General features: G+C 68.0%; 20 protein-coding genes and 1 tRNA gene. 15 read left to right on the forward strand and 6 right to left on the reverse strand.

Translation table 11 applies throughout. The annotated features are described in order from the left end of the window. Nucleotides 1-294 precede the first annotated feature (294 nt). Nucleotides 295-507 (forward strand): hypothetical protein, encoded by a 213-nt coding sequence (locus EIZ44_RS10410; protein ID WP_037354589.1) that lies wholly within the window; start codon nucleotides 295-297, stop codon nucleotides 505-507. A gap of 452 nt (nucleotides 508-959) precedes the next feature. Here EIZ44_RS10410 and EIZ44_RS10415 read toward each other — a convergent pair whose 3' ends face one another. Next, on the reverse strand, nucleotides 960-1,505 hold the full coding sequence (locus EIZ44_RS10415) for a TetR/AcrR family transcriptional regulator (protein ID WP_037808084.1): 546 nt from the start codon (nucleotides 1,503-1,505) through the stop codon (nucleotides 960-962). 568 nt (nucleotides 1,506-2,073) lie between these two features. Between EIZ44_RS10415 and EIZ44_RS10420 the strand changes: the two genes are divergently transcribed. Together EIZ44_RS10420 and EIZ44_RS10425 are read left to right on the forward strand one after the other, a co-directional pair. Beyond that, nucleotides 2,074-2,682, forward strand: a complete 609-nt coding sequence (locus tag EIZ44_RS10420) for a nuclear transport factor 2 family protein (RefSeq protein WP_240691265.1) — start codon at nucleotides 2,074-2,076, stop codon at nucleotides 2,680-2,682. Next, nucleotides 2,679-3,293, forward strand: a complete 615-nt coding sequence (locus EIZ44_RS10425; RefSeq protein ID WP_134728438.1) for a response regulator transcription factor — start codon at nucleotides 2,679-2,681, stop codon at nucleotides 3,291-3,293. The genes EIZ44_RS10420 and EIZ44_RS10425 overlap by 4 nt, the downstream gene beginning before the upstream one ends. Here EIZ44_RS10425 and EIZ44_RS10430 read toward each other — a convergent pair. From EIZ44_RS10430 to EIZ44_RS10445, 4 genes are all read right to left on the reverse strand, one after another. Further along, a complete protein-coding gene (locus tag EIZ44_RS10430; RefSeq protein WP_167754078.1) occupies nucleotides 3,283-4,500 on the reverse strand; it encodes an amidase in 1,218 nt (405 codons plus the stop codon). The genes EIZ44_RS10425 and EIZ44_RS10430 overlap by 11 nt on opposite strands. Then, complete coding sequence (locus EIZ44_RS10435; protein ID WP_051171481.1) at nucleotides 4,497-4,745, reverse strand: hypothetical protein; 249 nt, start codon at nucleotides 4,743-4,745, stop codon at nucleotides 4,497-4,499. Before EIZ44_RS10435 ends, EIZ44_RS10430 begins: the two co-directional genes overlap by 4 nt. A gap of 22 nt (nucleotides 4,746-4,767) precedes the next feature. Continuing rightward, nucleotides 4,768-5,274 (reverse strand): flavin reductase, encoded by a 507-nt coding sequence (locus EIZ44_RS10440; RefSeq protein WP_037808091.1) that lies wholly within the window; start codon nucleotides 5,272-5,274, stop codon nucleotides 4,768-4,770. A gap of 96 nt (nucleotides 5,275-5,370) precedes the next feature. Beyond that, nucleotides 5,371-6,828 (reverse strand): PAS domain-containing sensor histidine kinase, encoded by a 1,458-nt coding sequence (locus tag EIZ44_RS10445; protein WP_037808094.1) that lies wholly within the window; start codon nucleotides 6,826-6,828, stop codon nucleotides 5,371-5,373. Between the two features lie 135 nt (nucleotides 6,829-6,963). Between EIZ44_RS10445 and EIZ44_RS10450 the strand changes: the two genes are divergently transcribed. The 11 genes from EIZ44_RS10450 to EIZ44_RS10500 all read left to right on the forward strand — a co-directional run bounded on the left by EIZ44_RS10450 (nucleotide 6,964) and on the right by EIZ44_RS10500 (nucleotide 15,607). Next, complete coding sequence (locus tag EIZ44_RS10450) at nucleotides 6,964-8,085, forward strand: acyl-CoA dehydrogenase family protein (protein WP_134728440.1); 1,122 nt, start codon at nucleotides 6,964-6,966, stop codon at nucleotides 8,083-8,085. A 32-nt stretch (nucleotides 8,086-8,117) separates the two neighbouring features. Then, complete coding sequence (locus tag EIZ44_RS10455) at nucleotides 8,118-8,498, forward strand: hypothetical protein (protein ID WP_037808097.1); 381 nt, start codon at nucleotides 8,118-8,120, stop codon at nucleotides 8,496-8,498. 13 nt (nucleotides 8,499-8,511) lie between these two features. Next, nucleotides 8,512-9,783, forward strand: a complete 1,272-nt coding sequence (locus EIZ44_RS10460) for an aromatic ring-hydroxylating oxygenase subunit alpha (RefSeq protein ID WP_037808099.1) — start codon at nucleotides 8,512-8,514, stop codon at nucleotides 9,781-9,783. Then, a complete protein-coding gene (locus EIZ44_RS10465; protein ID WP_037808101.1) occupies nucleotides 9,776-10,279 on the forward strand; it encodes an aromatic-ring-hydroxylating dioxygenase subunit beta in 504 nt (167 codons plus the stop codon). The genes EIZ44_RS10460 and EIZ44_RS10465 overlap by 8 nt, the downstream gene beginning before the upstream one ends. Beyond that, nucleotides 10,276-11,019: an SDR family NAD(P)-dependent oxidoreductase gene (locus tag EIZ44_RS10470; protein ID WP_134728441.1), complete on the forward strand. Its 744-nt coding sequence runs from the start codon at nucleotides 10,276-10,278 to the stop codon at nucleotides 11,017-11,019. The genes EIZ44_RS10465 and EIZ44_RS10470 overlap by 4 nt, the downstream gene beginning before the upstream one ends. Nucleotides 11,020-11,040: 21 nt before the next feature. Continuing rightward, a complete protein-coding gene (locus EIZ44_RS10475) occupies nucleotides 11,041-11,997 on the forward strand; it encodes a PDR/VanB family oxidoreductase (RefSeq protein ID WP_037808104.1) in 957 nt (318 codons plus the stop codon). 180 nt (nucleotides 11,998-12,177) lie between these two features. After that, nucleotides 12,178-13,503, forward strand: a complete 1,326-nt coding sequence (locus tag EIZ44_RS10480; RefSeq protein ID WP_037808106.1) for an MFS transporter — start codon at nucleotides 12,178-12,180, stop codon at nucleotides 13,501-13,503. 43 nt (nucleotides 13,504-13,546) lie between these two features. Further along, a complete protein-coding gene (locus EIZ44_RS10485) occupies nucleotides 13,547-14,116 on the forward strand; it encodes a helix-turn-helix domain-containing protein (RefSeq protein WP_037808109.1) in 570 nt (189 codons plus the stop codon). Nucleotides 14,117-14,188: 72 nt separating this feature from the next. Continuing rightward, nucleotides 14,189-14,803 carry a DUF4190 domain-containing protein gene (locus EIZ44_RS10490; protein ID WP_037808111.1) on the forward strand — a complete coding sequence of 205 codons (615 nt, stop codon included), beginning with the start codon at nucleotides 14,189-14,191 and terminating at the stop codon, nucleotides 14,801-14,803. A 175-nt stretch (nucleotides 14,804-14,978) separates the two neighbouring features. Then, complete coding sequence (locus EIZ44_RS10495; RefSeq protein WP_037808121.1) at nucleotides 14,979-15,257, forward strand: hypothetical protein; 279 nt, start codon at nucleotides 14,979-14,981, stop codon at nucleotides 15,255-15,257. A 50-nt stretch (nucleotides 15,258-15,307) separates the two neighbouring features. Beyond that, nucleotides 15,308-15,607, forward strand: coding sequence for a hypothetical protein (locus tag EIZ44_RS10500; protein WP_134728442.1), 300 nt, complete (start codon nucleotides 15,308-15,310; stop codon nucleotides 15,605-15,607). A gap of 9 nt (nucleotides 15,608-15,616) precedes the next feature. Here the strand turns inward: EIZ44_RS10500 and EIZ44_RS10505 are convergent. Beyond that, a tRNA-Thr gene (locus tag EIZ44_RS10505) sits at nucleotides 15,617-15,689 on the reverse strand. Nucleotides 15,690-15,898: 209 nt separating this feature from the next. On the opposite strand from EIZ44_RS10505, the gene EIZ44_RS10510 reads away from it, so the two are divergent. Beyond that, a complete protein-coding gene (locus tag EIZ44_RS10510; RefSeq protein ID WP_134661950.1) occupies nucleotides 15,899-17,404 on the forward strand; it encodes a threonine/serine exporter family protein in 1,506 nt (501 codons plus the stop codon). Nucleotides 17,405-17,413: the final 9 nt, after the last annotated feature.

The raw sequence follows: 17,413 nt of genomic DNA on the forward strand, positions 1-17,413 counted from the left end.
GTGTGTGCGCGGTGACCGGCGAAGCCTAGGGCAGGCCGTCCGACCGTGCAAAATCCACCCGAACCCGCCGCGGAGCGGGACCAGGTCACCGCCCCTTACTTTCGCACCCGGCGCGCAACCCACCCACCGACTGGGCAGACCGCGTGACCCACGCCACCCGTCGGCCCGCGCGCATCCTCCCGACCAGCAGGAATTATCCCGGAATCCGCATTCACTTCTTGCGCTTCCTCCAGGGTTGTCCCGGGATGTCCGGTAGAGCGATTTTCTGTCGGTGGTGCAAGTTAGGCTGCAGGCATGAACACCGACGAACCCACCGTCGCCGCCGAAGATCTCGCCCAAGGCCAGTGGTTCTGGCACGAACCCGCTCCCGGCCTGCGTTCCTGGCCGCTGCAGGTGGCCACGGCCGAGATCCTGGAAGACGCAGTCCGCATCATCACCACCGACGAGGTCCGGGAACTGGTCTCGTACGCCCGCGACCGCCGGGTCCGCCTGGCCGTCGCCTCCTGAGCCACAACACCAACAGCACCACCACTGGGGAATCTGGGGGACCGGGCCGGCCGCATCCGCGAGCGGCCCGTCCAATATGGACACCACGTCCGACGCTCCGGCTTTCGGCCGGATCTCACGCTGAATTTCCTGAACTTTTCGGCAGAGCTTGCTGCTGTGCTCACGTCGTGCTGTCCACGGCACGACGTGCTCCGCTCACGCCGCGTATTTGCTGTACGCATATCCGCCTCGCCACGTCCGCGGCGATCGCTGTCTCGGCGCTGCACCGCGCCTGCCGCAGCTCAACAACCACGCCGCGATCGGTGCCGTAGCGCGGGAATCTGTTGCCTTGCAAGCAGAACTCACCCGCGTCGCTCGCCGATTATGCGTGAAAAGCAAGCACCACCGCGTTGCCCGGCCAACCGGAAAGCCGCCCGCCGACCTCCGCTCGACGCGATCAGCCAAGGCCAGGGTCAGCGGGAAAGAACTCCTTGCAGCAGGACATCCAAGAGATGCCGAGCGCGGGAATCCCACTCGTCCTCGTCCAGGCGCGTCAGATAGCCCGACAAGATGAACAGGTCCCGGGCGTCGATGTCGGGGCGGATGGTTCCTTCGGCCTTCCCTGCGTCGAGCAGGAGGGTGATGGCGTCGCCGAGCGGGCCGTGGCTTTCTTCGGACAGGCCTTTCCACACCGCGGTTTCCAGTGCCGCGAAGACGCCTCGTTTGACTCGTGCGTATTCGGCGATCCGGTCGAACCAGCGGGACAGCGCCTCGACCGGTTCACACGCGGCCAGCAGTTCCGGCGCCAGCGCGACCAGGTCCTCCACTTCCTGCCGGTACACCTCGGCGAGCAGGTCCTCGCGTGTGGGGAAGTGCCGGTAGAGCGTTCCCTGCCCGACTCCGGCCGACTTGGCGACCGCGTTCAGGCGCAGCTCTCCCGTGGAGGCGATCGCCTCGCGGGCGATCTCGACGATCCGCTCCCGGTTCTCCCGGGCGTCGGCCCGTTGAGCCGCGCTCATCGCCTGCGACCGGTACCTGTGGAAACGCACATGCCGCAACGTTATCGCGGACCCTGCGAGAGCTGCATAATCTGCGGACCAAACGCTCCGTGGGGAAGGCCAGCGCCCCCATCGGTCGATGGCCGAGCGCACCCAGGGAACACCAGCCATCCGCCCGCCGAAGACCGACGTTGACCCGGGGAACGCCAGCGAGCTCAGCCGCCAATGACTGAGAGCATCTCGGGAACACCAGCGCTCCTAGGGACCGCGAGCAGCACCCGCAAGGAAACAACCCGCCCAGCAACAACGAAGAACCCCGGCCTAGCCATCCCAGCGCACCACTCCGAACAGGACACCCGCCCAAGACGTTGTCCGCCAACCCATTGATAACCCCCACCACCGGGTTGAAACACGCCACGCATAACTCACCGATTCGATTGACAACCCTTCCGACCCCGGCAGAGGCTGGTCACAAGCTGCCAATGCCCGGTGCGGTCCGGTTACCCTGTCAACGAGCCGAAAACCGCACCGAAAGGCCAACCCCGGCACGAAGCGCCAACCGGTCAACGACTTCCTAGCGAGGAAAACGATGTCTCTCGAGCACTCCGCACTGTCCGACGCCAGCCAGGACCGGCGGGTGGCCGCGTTGGAGGAGACTGTCGCGGGGCTGGTTCGGCGGGTCGGGGTGCTCGAGGCCGAGGCGGAGATCCGCCGGGTGCAGGCGCGCTACATGTTCCTCTGCGACACGCCTTGCCCCGAGTTCGGCGTCGGCGGCGACGACGAGCGGATCGATCTCATCATGGAGCTCTACACCGAGGACGCGGTCTGGGAGGGCGTCGGCGAGTACTACGACGGGCAGTTCGGGCGGGCCGAGGGCGCCGCGGCTATCCGGGCGCATTTCCAGCGGTTCTGGGGCGAGAAGAAAGACCCCGAACTTCTCCTGAACGCCCATTATCTCACTTCCGAGCAGATCCACGTGGACGGCGACGAGGCCACCGGACAATGGATCCACATGCAACCGTGGCTGTTCTCCGACGGGAAAGCGCTCCTGCGGTCCAGCCGGTTGAACAACGCGTTCCGCCGCGAAGGCGACACCTGGCGGATCACCCGCACGCGGACCGAAAACGTCTTCATCGCCCCGCTGCCGGAAGGCTGGGCCAGCGATTATCCCTCGGCCTCGGTGCTGATGAAGCCATGAGCGACGACCCGGTCGTGCACGTGGTGGACGACGACGAGGACCTCCGGCAGTCCCTGGTGTTCCTGCTGGAGAGCGTCGGCGTGCAGGCGTTGACCTATCCGGACGCCCAGACCTTCCTCGACGAATTCGACCCGGCCGAGCCCGCGGTCGTGATCGTCGACGTCCGCATGCCCGCGATCAGCGGTTTTCAGCTGCAGGAAAACCTCGCGGAAATCGACTGTCCGGCTCCGCTGATCTTCTGTTCCGCGCACGGCGACATTCCGATGTCGGTCCGTGCGCTCACCGCGGGGGCGGTCGATTTCCTCGAGAAGCCTTACCAGGCCCAGCGCATGGTCGAGGTGGTTCAGACCCAGCTCATCGAGGCGCGCCGCCGGTTCGCGGAGCACGCGGAGCGGCAGGCGGTCCGGGCCCGGCTCGACACGCTGACCCAGCGCGAGCGCGAGGTGCTGCGGCTGGTGGTCGACGGGATGCCCAGCCAGGCGATCGCGCACCGGCTGGGCACCAGCGTCAAAACCGTCGACGTGCATCGGGCGCGGATCAAGGCGAAGACGTCAGCGGACAGCCTCGGGACGCTGGTCCGCGACATCCTCACCCATCGCGTCACCGTTTGAGCGCGGTCTCCGCCCAGCAGCCCGTACCCAGCAGCGCGGCCTCGCCGGAAGCACTGCCGACCAGCTGCAATCCCAGCGGCAAACCGGCCTCGTCGCGCAGGCCCGGGACGGCGATAACCGGCAGGCCCAGCGCCTGCCACGGGCGGCTGAGCACTGGGTCGCCGGTCGCCGCCAGGCCCGCGGGGGCCGAGCCGAGCGCGGCTGGGGTGAGGACGGCGTCGTAGCCGGCCACGAGCTCCGCCAGCCGGGCAGCGCCGGAAGCGACGACGTCCAGCGCGGCCTCGTACTCCGCGCGCGGCATCTCCTCGCCGGTACGCAGCAGTTGCGAGAGAGGGGCGCTGAGACGGTCCGCAGAAGCGAGCTCGACAGAACGTTCGCGCGCGGCTTCGTAGGCCATCACCACTGGGTGTGCGGCGGTCAAGCCAAGCACCAGAGCGGGGTCCGGGAATTCATCGACAACGGCACCGGCAGCGCGCAGCAGAGAAACCGCAGTGCCAAGCGCGGTCTGCATTGCTGGGCTCGCGTCAGCCGGGGACCACACCAGCAATCGCGGTGCCGAAGAAGCAGCGACCTCCGGCTCCCCCGACAGCGCTGACCAGGCCAGGGCCAGATCGGAAACCGTCGCGGTGAACATGCCGTGGCTGTCCAGGCTCGGGCTCAGGCCGGTGACGCCATCGACCGGGAACCGGCCCCGGGTCATGACCAGCGACGCGACTCCGCAGAACGCGGCCGGTCGCGTAACCGAGCCAGCGGTCTGCGAGCCCAAAGCCAGCGGGACGTGTCCAGCAGCAACTGCAGCGGCAGAACCGCTCGAGGAACCGCCTGGGGTGTGGCCGGGTGCCGCGGGATTATCCGTGGGACCGGGTGCGAAGAAAGCGAATTCCGTGGTGACCGTCTTGCCGATCGGCACCGCGCCTGCCCGACGCCATTCGCTGACGATCGAAGCGTCCACAGTGGCCGGTGGAGCCTCCGCGCGCAGGACAGAGCCGCAGCGGGTCGGAAGTCCGGCCAGGTCGATGATGTCCTTGACGCCCAACGGAACTCCGCCCAGCGGCCCCGGCGAAGCAGGCACGTAAGCCGACGAAACCCAAGCGTCGTAGGAAGCGGCCGCGATCCGCGAGCGGGCCTCCGCCACCGCGGTTTCCGGTGTCGTCCGGCCAGCGGTCAGATCGGCGATCAGCGCGCGCAGCGACCACGGGCCGGTCACGGCTGGGTCCAGGCGGCGTCGGCGGTCCAGTAGTCCATGCCGCTCGCGCTGACCGCGTGCCGCCAGTCGGACGTCCGGCGCAGCAGCGGTTCGACGCGGGCGGTGGCCTCGTCGGCGGCGTCCGGGCCGTCGGCCGGGACCTGCCAGTGCACCCAGTCCAGCTCGCGGCCGTGCTCGTCGTGCACGAAGAGGTCGACGTGCCGCCAGCCGTAGCCGTGCGTGTCGTTGTAGCAGGTCAGGGTCATCCGGTCCACGGGTTCTCCTCGATCAGGCGCTGAGTGCGGCAAGCCGGTGGAAGCGGCGCTGGAAGTACACCAAAGCACCGCTGTCCGGCGCGGTCAGCACCTTCTCGATCTCGACGAACAGCACCGAATGCGATCCGTGCTCCTGTTCGCCGACGATCCGGCCGACCAGCGAGGCCGCCGCGCCGCGCAGGACCGGGGCGTCCTCGCTGTCGAGGTCCCAGCAGTCCTGGTCGAAGCGTTCGGAGGTCGGCACCTTGGTCGCGCCGGCGAAGTGCATGGCCAGGTCTTCCTGGCCGGGGCCGAGGACGTTGACGCAGACCTGGCCGTTGCCGACCAGGATCGCGTGCGACCGGCTCGACCGGTTCACGCAGACGAGCACGGTCGGCGGGCTGTCGGTGACCGAGCAGGCCGCGCTCACCGTCATCCCGGCGAGGCCGTGCGGGCCGGCGGTGGTGACGACGTTGACGGCCGCGGAGAGGTTGGCCATCGCGGTGCGGAATTCGCGCTGGGTCCGGGTCAGCTCGGACACGGTGCCTCCTAGGACTGGGGCCGGGACTTCTCTGACCGTACAAAGCCGCACCGGTCCCGGGATATCGAGAACTTCCCCGGCGTAGCTGAAGAATTCCTAACCCGGGCCGGTCGCGGGCAGTGCGAAGCCGAAGCGCGAACCGCCGCCCGCGCGGTGTTCGGCCCAGATCGTCCCGTGCTGGCGGGTGATGATGCGGTGGCTCAGCGCCAGTCCGATGCCGCTGCCGCGCTCCTTCGCGGTGAACGACTCGTCGAACGGGTTGCGCGGGAAGCCGCGGCCGCGGTCGTCCACGGTGACCACGCCGGTGTCGCCGTCGCGGCGCGTGGTGAGCACCAGGCTGCGCCGCTGCGCCGGGCACTGGGCCATTTCCTCGATCGCGTTGAAGCACAGGTTCAGCACGACCTGGCCGGTCAGCACGCGTTCGCAGTGCACGGGCACCGCTTCGGCCGACCGGTCGAAGGTCACCTCGATCGCGGCCGGTTCGGCTCGCAACCGCACGAAGTACAGGCATTCCTCGACGATCTCGTTGAGGTCGGCGACCTGCTCCACGTGCTCCAGATGCCCGACGAACGCGCGCACGGACGACACGATCTGGCTCGCCCGCTCGATCTGCCGGACCGCGCTGTCGATGCCGTACACGACCGGCGCGGCATCGAGCGTCCGCGACCGGACACCGGCCAGGAAGTTGCCCGCGGCGGCGAGCGGCTGGCTCAGCTCGTGCGCGATCGCCATCGCCATGTCGCCCATCGCGGTGTAGCGCGCGAGGTAGTTCTCCCGGTGCAGGTCACGCTCGCGCTGAACCTCGCCGCGGATGCGTTCGGACACGTCGTGGAGCAGCAGCAGAAACGCGTCTCCACCAGGCTCGCGAAGCCGTTCGACGCTGCCCTCCAGCCACACGCGACCCTGAATTTCCAGCCGAACTTGAGTGGCCGGCACGGCGCGTTCGCGGACCTCGTCCCAAGTGGCCGGACGGTCGTCGAGACGCAGAGCGGCGTAGTCGGTCAACCGGCCCAGCGGCTCATCCGGCGTCGCGCCGAACAGCGCGACCGCGGAATCCGTGGCGAACCGCAGCTCGCCCGAGCCGTCGAGCATCAGCGCGACCGCCGACGTCTGCCGGGCCAGCGCGTCCACCCAGGACGTGGTCAACCGCAGCTCACGCTCGATTTCCTGCTCGCGTTCGATGTCGCGGAACTGCACCATCACCGCCGGCCCCTGGGCCAGCTCGACCCGCGTGGCCACCGCGTCCGTCGGGATCACCCGGCCGGATTTCGTGCGGTAGTGCCATTCGATCCGGCTGACGCCCTTCTCGACCGCCTCCTGCAGCCACGCCCGCCCGATCACCCGGTCGTATTGCTGCGCGGAGCTGCTCATGTGGTTCGCCTTCAGCGGCCGCAGCTCGGTGACGCTCCATTCGAGCATCTCGCAGGCAGCCGGATTGGCCCACAGGATGTTCTTCGTCGCGCCGTCGTGCACGAGCACGCACGTGCGGCTGGCGTTGAGCATCGCGACGAAATCGTGCGTCGTCAGCTCGGGCGCGCGCGGGTCCGCTTCCATCGGCTCAGGGTAAAGCCCCTGGCTGGCGGCTCGCACTGAAGAAATCCCCTACGCCCGCTCAGGCACTACCAATTCCCGCGCGGCGGCGTCCTTCGTACCGTCGGACCGACCGCACCGGCATTCTGAGGAGCAGCGATGAGCGAAGTCACCATGGAGGAGGTGCTCGCCGAGCTCGCCACGCGCAAGGACGAGTTCCAGCAGCAGCGCTACGTGTCGCGCGACTTCATCGACCGGCTCAAGCAGGTCGGCGTCTACCGGGCCAGCACGCCCGCGAAGTTCGGCGGCAACCCGCTCCCGCCCGCCGAATTCCTCCGCCTGATCGAGCGGATTTCCACAGTGGACGGTTCGACCGGCTGGGTCGCCAGCTTCGGCTCGTCGCTGATCTACCTCGCCGCGCTCCCGCTGGACACCCAGGCCGAGCTGTACAAGAACGGTCCGGACGTCGCGTTCGCCGGCGGGCTTTTCCCGGTCCAGCCGGCCCCGGCGACCGAAACCGGCTTCCGCGTCGACGGCCGGTGGAAGTTCGCCAGCGGCTGCATGGGCGCGGACATCCTCGGCGTCGGCATCCCCGGCGACGAATCGACCGGCGGGAAACCGCGCACCGCGCTGCTGCGGCCCGACCAGGTCGAGATCGTGCGGGAATGGGACGTCGTCGGCATGCGCGGCACCGGTTCGTTCGACCTGGTCGTGCGCGACGTCGAGGTCCCGCGCGAGTGGACGTTCATCCGCGGCGGCGCGCCCACCGTGGACGAGCCGCTCTACCGCTATCCCACAATCGCTTACGCCGCGCAGGTTCTCGCCATCGTCGGCGCGGGCGTCGCACGGGCCGCGCTGGACCACGCCCGTGAGGTCGGCGCTGGCTACACCGGCGTCACTGGTGCGCCGAAGCTCGCCGACCGCGGCTACTACCGCACCGGGTACGCCGACGCCGAGGCCGCGCTGCGGTCCGCCCGCGCCTGGTTCTACGAGGTCAGCCACGAGGTCTGGGACACCGTCGTTTCCGGCGACGAGGCCACCGACGAACAGAACGCCCAGCTGCGGCTTTCGTCCGCGCACTTGGCGAAGACGGCGTCCGAGGTGGTGTCGAAGCTCGTCGAGATTTCCGGCACCGCGCCGATCTACTCGACGCACCCGCTGCGTGGACTTCAGGGCGACGCACTGGTACCCAAGCAGCATGCGTTCCTGGGCCCGGCCATCCACGACGCCGCCGGCGCGGTTCTCATGGGACAGCCGCCGACCAGCCCCGGCTTCCGCTGACCAGCCACCACCACGACGAGGAGTCTCCGACTGTGAGCACGCAGCCCCTGCGGGTGCTTTTCTGCATCGGCATCAACCAGAACTTCTTCGACCTGCCCGCCGACGGCATCACCATCGGCGACGTCTGGCAGTCCTTCGTGTCCATGATGGACCAGCTGAAAGCGTTGCCGGGCATCACGTTCATCGGCGACATCGACGACGACGCGCACATGGTCGGCCCGTCTGACGGCTGGCCGTGGACCTGCTACATCCTCGCCGACGCCGACAGCCAGGAAACCGTCAAGGCCGGCTGCAACCTGCTGCGCACCACGGAGGTCGGCAGCAATGGCGTCAAGCTGTGGCGCTTCGCCAAGATCGAAGCCCGGATCGGCCGTCCGCTGACCGTCCGCGAAGACGTCGACCTGCCCGACTGAAATCGGAGACCTCATGACTGAGAACACCGTTGTTCCCGCCGATTTCGCGGAGAGCGACCGCGTAGCCGCCCGGCTTTACACGGACCCGGAAATCTTCGAACGCGAGATGACGCAGATCTTCGAACGTTCGTGGGTGTGGGTCGCGCACGAAAGCGAATTGGCGCAGCCGGGGAACTTCAAATCCACTTACGTCGGCCGTCAGCCGGTAATCGTGACGCGGGATCGCAAGGGCACCCTGCACACGATGCTCAACCGCTGCCGCCACCGTGGTGCGAGCCTGTGCGAGAAGCCGAGCGGCAAGGCCAACGGCTTCACCTGCCCGTACCACGCCTGGAGCTACGGCCTCGACGGCAAGCTGCGCGGCATCCCCTACCCGGACGGCTACGAAGGCGTCCTGGAAAAGGGCGAACTGTCGCTGAAGAAACTGCGCACCGAATCGTACGGCGGCATGGTTTTCGCGACCTTCGCCGAGGACGGCGAGTCCCTCGAGGACTTCCTGGGCGACGCGAAACTGTGGATCGACCGCTTCATGAAGCAGGGCGGCGGTTACCCGATCAAGGTGCTGGGCAAGCACCAGTTCAAGTTCCGCGGCAACTGGAAGATCCAGTTGGAAAACACCACCGACGGTTACCACTTCCCGATCGTGCACCGGTCGTGGATGGCTTCGGTGGACGCGGAAACCGCCGACATGATGTCGTTCATGACCGATCCGTCGGCGATCACGCATTCGCTCGGCAACGGGCACAGCGTCATGCAGATGGTGCCGGAGCACTCCGATCTGGACGTCGACGACGGCACCGAGCCGTTGCAGGGCCGGTTCGACCACGTCGTGTCCGAACTGTCGAAGACGCTGGACGAGGCGCAGGTGCGCAAGGTGGTCCGGGCCATGCACGGCACCGGGTTCAACCTCAACCTGTTCCCGAACGTCTCGATGTCCGCGGCGTTTTTCCGCGTGCTGCGGCCGATTTCGGTCAACGAGACGCTGATCGAGCACGTCGCGATCGGTCCCGACGGGCCGCCGGAACTGGACGTGGTCAACCGCGAGCGGCTGCGCATCCACGAACACTTCCAGGGCCCGTTCGGGTTCGGCACGCCCGACGACGCCGAGGGCTGGGACCGCGTGCAGCGCGGGGCGCACGGCGGCCCGGACCTGCCGATCCTGGTCAACCGCGGGCTCGCGCGGGAAAAGGCGAGCCCCGAAGGCTGGCCGACCTCGCACGTCACCGACGAAACCGGCATGCGCGCCGCGTACGCCCAGTGGAAGGAGATGATGGGCGATGACTGAGACCATCCCCACCACCGACACGCGGGTCGCGCGCGCCGTCGAGCTGGTCAACCGCGAAGCGGAACTGCTGGACCGCACCGAATACCACGAGTGGGAAAAGCTGTTCGCCGAAGACGGGATTTACGTCATCCCGATCGACCGGGAAACCGATGATTTCGCCGGTTCGCTGAACATGGTCTACGACGACGCGCGGATGCGGCAGATGCGCGTCGCGCGGATGACCGAGGGCTACGCGCTCGCCGCCGTCGACTCCGCCCGCACCGTGCGCACGGTGTCGCGCTTCGTGCCGGAATCCGTTTCGGACGAAGAAGTCGTGCTGCGTTCGGCCCAGATCCTGGTCGCCTACAAGCGCGGCAACCACGACCTGTGGGCGGCGGATCTGGTGCACCGCATCCGGTTCTCGCCTGACGGTCCCGAAGGCGACCGGATCGCGTTGAAGGTCGTCCGGCTGGTCAACAGCGACGAAGCCGTTCCGGCCGCGGGATTCCTGCTGTGAGCGCGCAGACGGAGCCGCACGTCGCGGTAGTCACGGGTGGCGCGAACGGGCTCGGCGAAGCGATCGTGCGGCAACTGCACGCCGAGGGCTACCGCGTCGCGATCGTGGACATCAACGGTGAAGCGGCCGAAAAGCTGGCCGCATCCCTTGGCAACTGCCGCGGCTACGAGGTCGACGTCCGGGACCGGGCGGCGCTCGCGCAGCTGAAGGACGACGTCGTCCGCGATTTCGGCACCGTGCAGGTGCTGGTCAACAACGCGGCCCGCACCCAGGCGGCCCCGCTGATGGAGATCACGCCGGAAGACCTCGACGCGGTCCTCGCGGTCAACTTCACCGGCACGTTCACCGCCTGCCAGATCTTCGGCGCGTACTTCGCCGAGCAGGGTTACGGGCGGATCGTGAACATGGCGTCGCTGGCCGGCCAGAACGGCGGCACCGCGACCGGCGGGCACTACGCGTCGTCCAAGGGCGCGATCATGTCCGCGACGAAGGTGTTCGCGCGCGAACTCGCCTCGCGCGGGGTCACCGTGAACTCCGTGTCCCCCGGGCCGCTGGACAGCCCGATGGTGCATTCGATCGTCGGCGAGGACAACCTCGAGGCCTTCACGAAGAACATCCCCGTCGGACGGCTCGGCGACCCGGCGTTCATCGCACGGATGGTGTCGCTGCTCGCCTCGCCCGGCGCGGCCTCGGTCACCGGGGCCTGCTGGGACGCCAACGGCGGCCTTTACCTGCGCTGAACCGCTTGAAACGGAGAGCCGATGCCGAACACCGTGGTCCGCGTGGCCGAGGTCGTCGAGGAAGCGCCTGGAATCCGGGCGCTCCGCCTCGTGCGCGCCGACGGTCTGCCGTTCGACCCGCATCCCGCCGGTGCGCACGTCGACGTCACCGGTCCGACCGGGATCCTGCGCCAGTATTCGCTGTGCGGGCGGCCGGACGACACGTCCTCGCTGCTGATCGCGGTGAAGCGGGAGCCGGATTCGCGCGGTGGTTCCGAGGCGCTGCACACCGTCGCGGAGAATGACAAGCTCGAGATCGGCGAAACCCGGAACCTGCTCTCGCTGGCTCCGGACGCCGAGCGGCACGTGCTGATCGCGGGCGGCATCGGCATCACTCCGTTGCTGAGCCTGGCTTATCAGCTGCACGCGGACGGTGCGGAATTCGAACTGCACTACTTCGCGCGCAGCCGGGAGTCAGCGGCTTTTGTTTCCCTGCTTGAGGAACAGGCTGAATTCCGGGACCGAGTGCTGCTGTATTTCGGGGTACCGCGGGACGAACAGCCCGCGGTGCTTACCGAAGTGGCATCCGGGCTCGGTTCCGCTGGGCACGTGTACACCTGCGGCCCGGAAGGATTCATGGAGCAGGTCACCGGCGTGTTCGCGCCCGTGGTCGGCGAAACGCAGGTGCACGTCGAACATTTCACCGCGGCCGAGGTCGACACGAGCGGCGACCAGCCGTTCACCGTCGAACTCGACACCGGCGAGGTATTCGAGATCCCGGCCGACCGGTCGATCCTGTCGGTGCTGACCGACAACGGGATCGAGGTGTTCAAATCGTGCGAGGAAGGCATCTGCGGTTCGTGCGTTTCCGGGGTGCTGGAAGGCACGCCGGAGCACCGCGACCAGTGTCTTTCGGCCAGCGACAAGGCTTCCGGCGACCAGATGGCGCTGTGCGTGTCGCGGGCGCGCTCCGAAAAACTGGTGATCGAACTGTACTGAGCCGAGCGGCCGGAATCCTCGCGATTCCGGCCGTCTTGTCTATTAATTGATCGATTTTATTTATCAATCCGCCGCAAATCGGACTTTGCCTCCTTCGTCACGCTTTCCCTAAGCTGTGTCCACCGTTTCCCCACCACCGGACACTCCGCGCATTCCGCGCGAGACGACGAAAGGCCTGCTATGGCCAAGCGCGACGAAGCGCACTCTCCCGGCGTGCTGCGGCTCGGATTCGCCGCCGGCGTCGGCACTTCCCTGGAAATGTACGACTTCTCGATCTACGGCACCGCGGCGGCGCTGGTGTTCGGGTCGGTGTTCTTCAAAACCGGCAACGCCTGGTTCGGCACCTTCATGAGCCTCGCGACCTTCGCCATCGGTTTCGTGATGGCCCCGCTCGGCGCGGCGCTTTTCGGCTGGATCGGCGACCGTCGAGGCCGCCGCACCGCGCTGTACGCCGCGTTTCTGCTGATGGGTATCGCAACGCTGGGCATGGGCGTTCTCCCGCCGTACGCGGTGATCGGCATCGCCGCGCCGCTGCTGCTCGTCGGGCTGCGCCTGCTGCACGGCGCCGCCCGCGGTGGGGAAAGCGCCGGCGCGGCTGTATTCGCCGTTGAGCACGCGCCCGAAAAACGGCGCGGCCTCTACGGTTCCTTCGTCGCACTGGGCTCGCCGATCGGTGTCGTGCTGGCGAACCTGGCGTTCGCGCTGGTTCTCCTGCTGCCCAACGACGACATCATGAACTGGGGCTGGCGTCTCCCGTTCCTCGCCGGCGGCATCGTGCTGGCGATTGGCATCTGGGTCCGCCGCGGCGTTTCGGAAAGCCCGGAATTCGAGAAAATGGCCGCCGCGGAAACGCGTGCGAAAAAGCCGCTCGCCGACGTCCTCCGCTCGAATTGGCGACGACTGCTGCTGATCGCGGGCGCGAACCTCGGCCTCACCGCCTGCACTTTCGCACTCGTCACGTTCATGCTGTCCTACGCGACCGCCGCCGCCCCGGAAGGTCTCGGCCTCCCGCGCGCGCCGATCGTCACCATTTCGACGATCACCCTGCTGTGCCACGCCGCCGCGAACGTCGGATCCGCCTGGCTGTCCGACCGGATCGGCCGCAAACCGGTGATGGTGACCGGCGCGGTCCTGTCGATCATCGCCGCGCTCGTGATGTTCCCGATCGCGTCGGCGGGCACCATCAGCTCGGTATTCGTCGCGCTGCTCTTGGGTTTCGCCGCCACCGGAATCCTTTTCGGACCGATGTACACGTGGTTCGCCGAACTGTTCCCGCGCGAGCAGCGCCAGTCCGGTCTCGGCGTGGGCTACCACGTCGGCGCGGTGCTGGGCGGCGGTCTCTCCCCGATGATCGCCAACCGCATCGTCGCTGCGACCGGCGACGCCCTCGCGGTCGGCTACTACCTGGCCGCGCTGCTGGTGCTGAGCCTGGTCTGCTTGCTGATCCTCCCGGAAACCGCCCCCGCGCGGCGTGCCGCGAAACCGGCTCCCGAATTGGTCGGCTGACCTGAACGCGCCCCAGTCTCGCCGCTTCCGCGAGACTGGGGTCATGCGTGAGATCGACGAAGTCCTGGACGCGGTCGGCCCGCGGTTGCGCACCCTGCGCACCCGGCGCGGCATCACCCTGGCCGACCTGTCAGCGGAGACCGGCATCTCGGAAAGCACCCTGTCCCGCCTGGAAAACGGCCAGCGCCGGGCGAACCTGGAACTGCTGCTGCCGCTCTCGCGCGCCTACGACGTGCCGATCGACGACCTGGTGGGCGCACCCCGCGCCGGCGACCCGCGCGTCCACCTGCGCCCGATCCACCAGCACGGGATGACCTACGTACCGCTGACCCGGCGACCGGGCGGCGTGCACGCGTACAAAATGCTCATCCCCGGCCGCTCCGCCGAACCCGCGCTGAAAACGCACAGCGGTTACGAATGGCTGTACGTCCTCAACGGGCATCTCCGCCTGATCGTGGGCGCGAAGGACCTGACCGTCCCGCCCGGCGAGGCAGCGGAGTTCGACACGACGGAACCGCACTGGCTCGGCTCCGCCGACGGAGGCGCGGTCGAGCTGCTGATCCTCTTCGGACTCCAGGGCGAGCGAGTGCATGTGGAACCGCGCATGAATTGATACCAGACATCACGTAACACTCGGGGCGATCAGTGCGACCTGGTTGTGCACGTTCGATCACGAAAGGCTCTCATGTCCGCCCCTGATTATCCTCCGCCGCCCGCTCCCTACCCGGCCCCGCCCGCCCAGCCGAAGAACGGGCTCGGCACCGCCGGGTTCGTGCTCGGACTGATCGGCCTGATCTTCTCGTTCGTCCCGGTCGTCGGGCTCGTGGCGTGGCCGCTGGTGATCCTCGGGATCATTTTCTCGGCACTCGGCTTCGTCCGGACGCGGTCCGGAAAGGCCACGAACAAGGGCCTCTCGATCGCCGGTCTCGTGCTGTCGGTGATCGGCCTGGCGATCTGCATCGTGTGGACCGTGACGGCCGCCAAGGTGGTCAACGAGGTCAACAACGAAGCGAACCGCGTCGTGACGATCCACTACGAGGTCACCGGCACCGCGAAGGAAGCCTCGATCACCTACACCACCATCGGCGACGGCAACGCGTCCTCCAACCAGGACCAGCCGCAGACCCTGCCGTGGTCGAAAGACATCACCACGAAGGGCCTGTTCAAGGGCGGCAGCCTGTCGGTGACCACCGGCGCCGAGGGCGGAGAGGTGGCCTGCAAGGTCGTCGTGGACGGCAAGGAAGCCAAGACGGCAAAGGCATCGGGCAACTTCGCGACCGCCACCTGCGACGGCTTCTGATTCCGAGACCGTCCGCTCGCGGCGGCCCGCGCACCTGACCCGGTGCCGTCGCGAGCATCGCCACTCCACCTCATCTGGTACCGCGAGATAGGCTCGAAACTGGCTCTGGCTGGCACCAGATGGATCTCGCACAGTGGGAGGAAGCACTAAGCGAACCCACCCCAGCGAGGCAGTCATGTCGGCCCAGATCCTCCCGCTGAACCACCGCGAGCGAGCCACTCTCACCGCCGTCGGCCTCGGCCGCGCCGAAATGACCTGCAGCTGTGAACCCGACCTCTACATCGACGGCGTCCCCTGCTGCGACCAATTCACCGCCCACCGCCTCGCCCGGTTCGCCTTGGTGGTCCCACTGCGAGCAGGCCGCCGCGGCGAGCGCGTTCCGGCCCTCCTCACCGAGGCCGGTCGAGCCGCGATCGATTTGCCTGCCACGGACATCCCGCGGTCCGCTGCCTGAACTACTTCGTCGCGCCCGCTCTGTCGTTTCGGATACGGCATTCTCGCGGCATGGCATACCTCAACGGCACAGCCACGCGAGTGGTGGACGACGAGTTCCCTGGCTGGGTCGAGGTCCGGTTCCCCGAGGCTGACGGCATCGAGCGCGCGCTCGTCGAGAAATTGCCAATGCTCGCCGACGACCTCACGACAGCGTCGACGTATCCAGCGCCGGTTCGCATCCCTTGCCGCGTGGTGAAGACCGAAGACGACGGCGCGGTGGCTGTGGTCGAACTGGAGCACGGGACGACCGATCGCGGTGACCGAAACGTGTTTCGAGTGCCAGCCGGCGCGGTTATCACGGGCCCATGATCGAGACGGAGCCGGCAAGGGGGTTCGAACCCCTGACCTTCTGTTTACAAGACAGATGCTCTACCAACTGAGCTATACCGGCACGCACCCGGCGACGGGCGCGCCAAAAGTATATCGGGCCGCTTCCGCCGCAGCCGGACAACCCGCCCTAACTCCCAGGTCAGCACCGGAAATCGGCAAGATCCAACCCCATGCGGCACGATCGGTGGCAGGTGTGTCGGACACCACTGCAACAGCTGGGGCGGTACGGCCGATGGTCCCCGGGAACGAACGAGGAGGTGGGGATCGATCATGAAGATCAACGAGCGTGCCGGCCAGGGGGCTGCGCGCAGACGGTGGCCGATTCTCGAGCCTCCGCACCCGCGCTCCAGCCAGCGGCATCGGCCGAATCTGCTGCGCCGGCGCGCTTGGCACATTCTCGAGGCTCCGACCGCCGAACAGCCCGCGGTCGAGTCCGAGGAGGCGATCGGTCCCAAGCCGCCGGACGACGCGACCGTCAACTTCGTCCTGGATCTCACTCTGCGGATCGGCGAAGTGCAGATGGCCAGCGGCGCCGGGGCTTCCGACGTCACCGCGACCATTCTCGCGCTCACCTCCGCGCTCGGGCTGCCGCACTGCGAGGTCGACGTGATCTTCACGTCGATCACCGTCACCTGTCACCGCGGGACCGACCTCGCGCCGGTGACCGCGTTGCGAGTGGTCCGTTCGCGCAGTCTCGACTACACCCGGCTGACCGAGACCGAGGCGCTCGTGCGCCAGATCGTCCGCGGCAACACCGGGGCGGAGGAAGCGGTCACCGAACTGGACCGGATCACCTCCGCGCCGCACCCGTACGCGCGCTGGACCGCGACCGCCGCCTGGGGCGGGCTGGCCGGGTTCATCACGCTGCTGCTCGGCGGGGGCCTCGACATCGCGCTCGTCGCGATGGTCATCTCCGCCGCGGTCGACCGGATCGGCAGGCTGCTCAACAAGGTCAACCTGCCGTTCTTCTTCCAGCAGGTGGTCGGCGGGCTGTTCGCGACGCTGTCGGCGATGGTCATAGTCAGCAGCAACATCCTGACCACCGACCGGCCGACGCTGGTGGTCGCGGCGGCGGTCACCGTGCTGCTGTCCGGGCTCTCCACGGTTTCCGCGGTGCAGGACGGGATCACCGGCTATTACGTCACCGCGTCCGGCCGCACGATGGAAACCGCGTTGATGAGTGCCGGGCTGATCGCGGGCGTCGTGCTCGCCCTGCGACTCGCGGTGATGCTCGAACTGCCGCGCACGCCGTTGCCCGACGTTCCCGCCTCGACCGCGCAGCACTTGCCGATCATCGTCGTCGGCGGGGCCGGCGCGGCCGCCTGCTTCGCGCTCGCCTCGTATTCGAAGCTGCGCGCGATGCTCGTCGCCGCCGCAGCGGGCGCGATCGGTGCGCTCGTGTACGGCGCGTTGATCATCGCGACGCTTGACGCGGTGAGCGCTTCGGCGGTCGCGGCGACGCTCGTCGGGTTCTGCGGCGGCGTGATGGCGCGGCGGCTGAAAGTTACTCCGCTCGTGGTCGCCGTGTCCGGGATCACTCCGCTGCTGCCCGGCCTCTCCACCTATCGTGGTCTATACCAATTAGCGGTTTCGCCAGGCGGGAACATCTCGACCCTGATGACCGCGGTCGCCATCGGGCTCGCCCTCGCGGCGGGCGTTGTACTGGGCGAATACCTCGCCCAGCCGGTCCGCACCGGCCTCGGCAGGCTCGAGCGGAAGCTCTCCGGACCCCGGCTCGCCGGGCCGATGGAACCGACCGAACGGCGTTTGGAGTAACCAGTTGGT

Origin of the sequence: Amycolatopsis nivea (assembly GCF_004522235.1) — a bacterium.
GTDB classification, from domain to species: domain Bacteria; phylum Actinomycetota; class Actinomycetes; order Mycobacteriales; family Pseudonocardiaceae; genus Amycolatopsis; species Amycolatopsis nivea.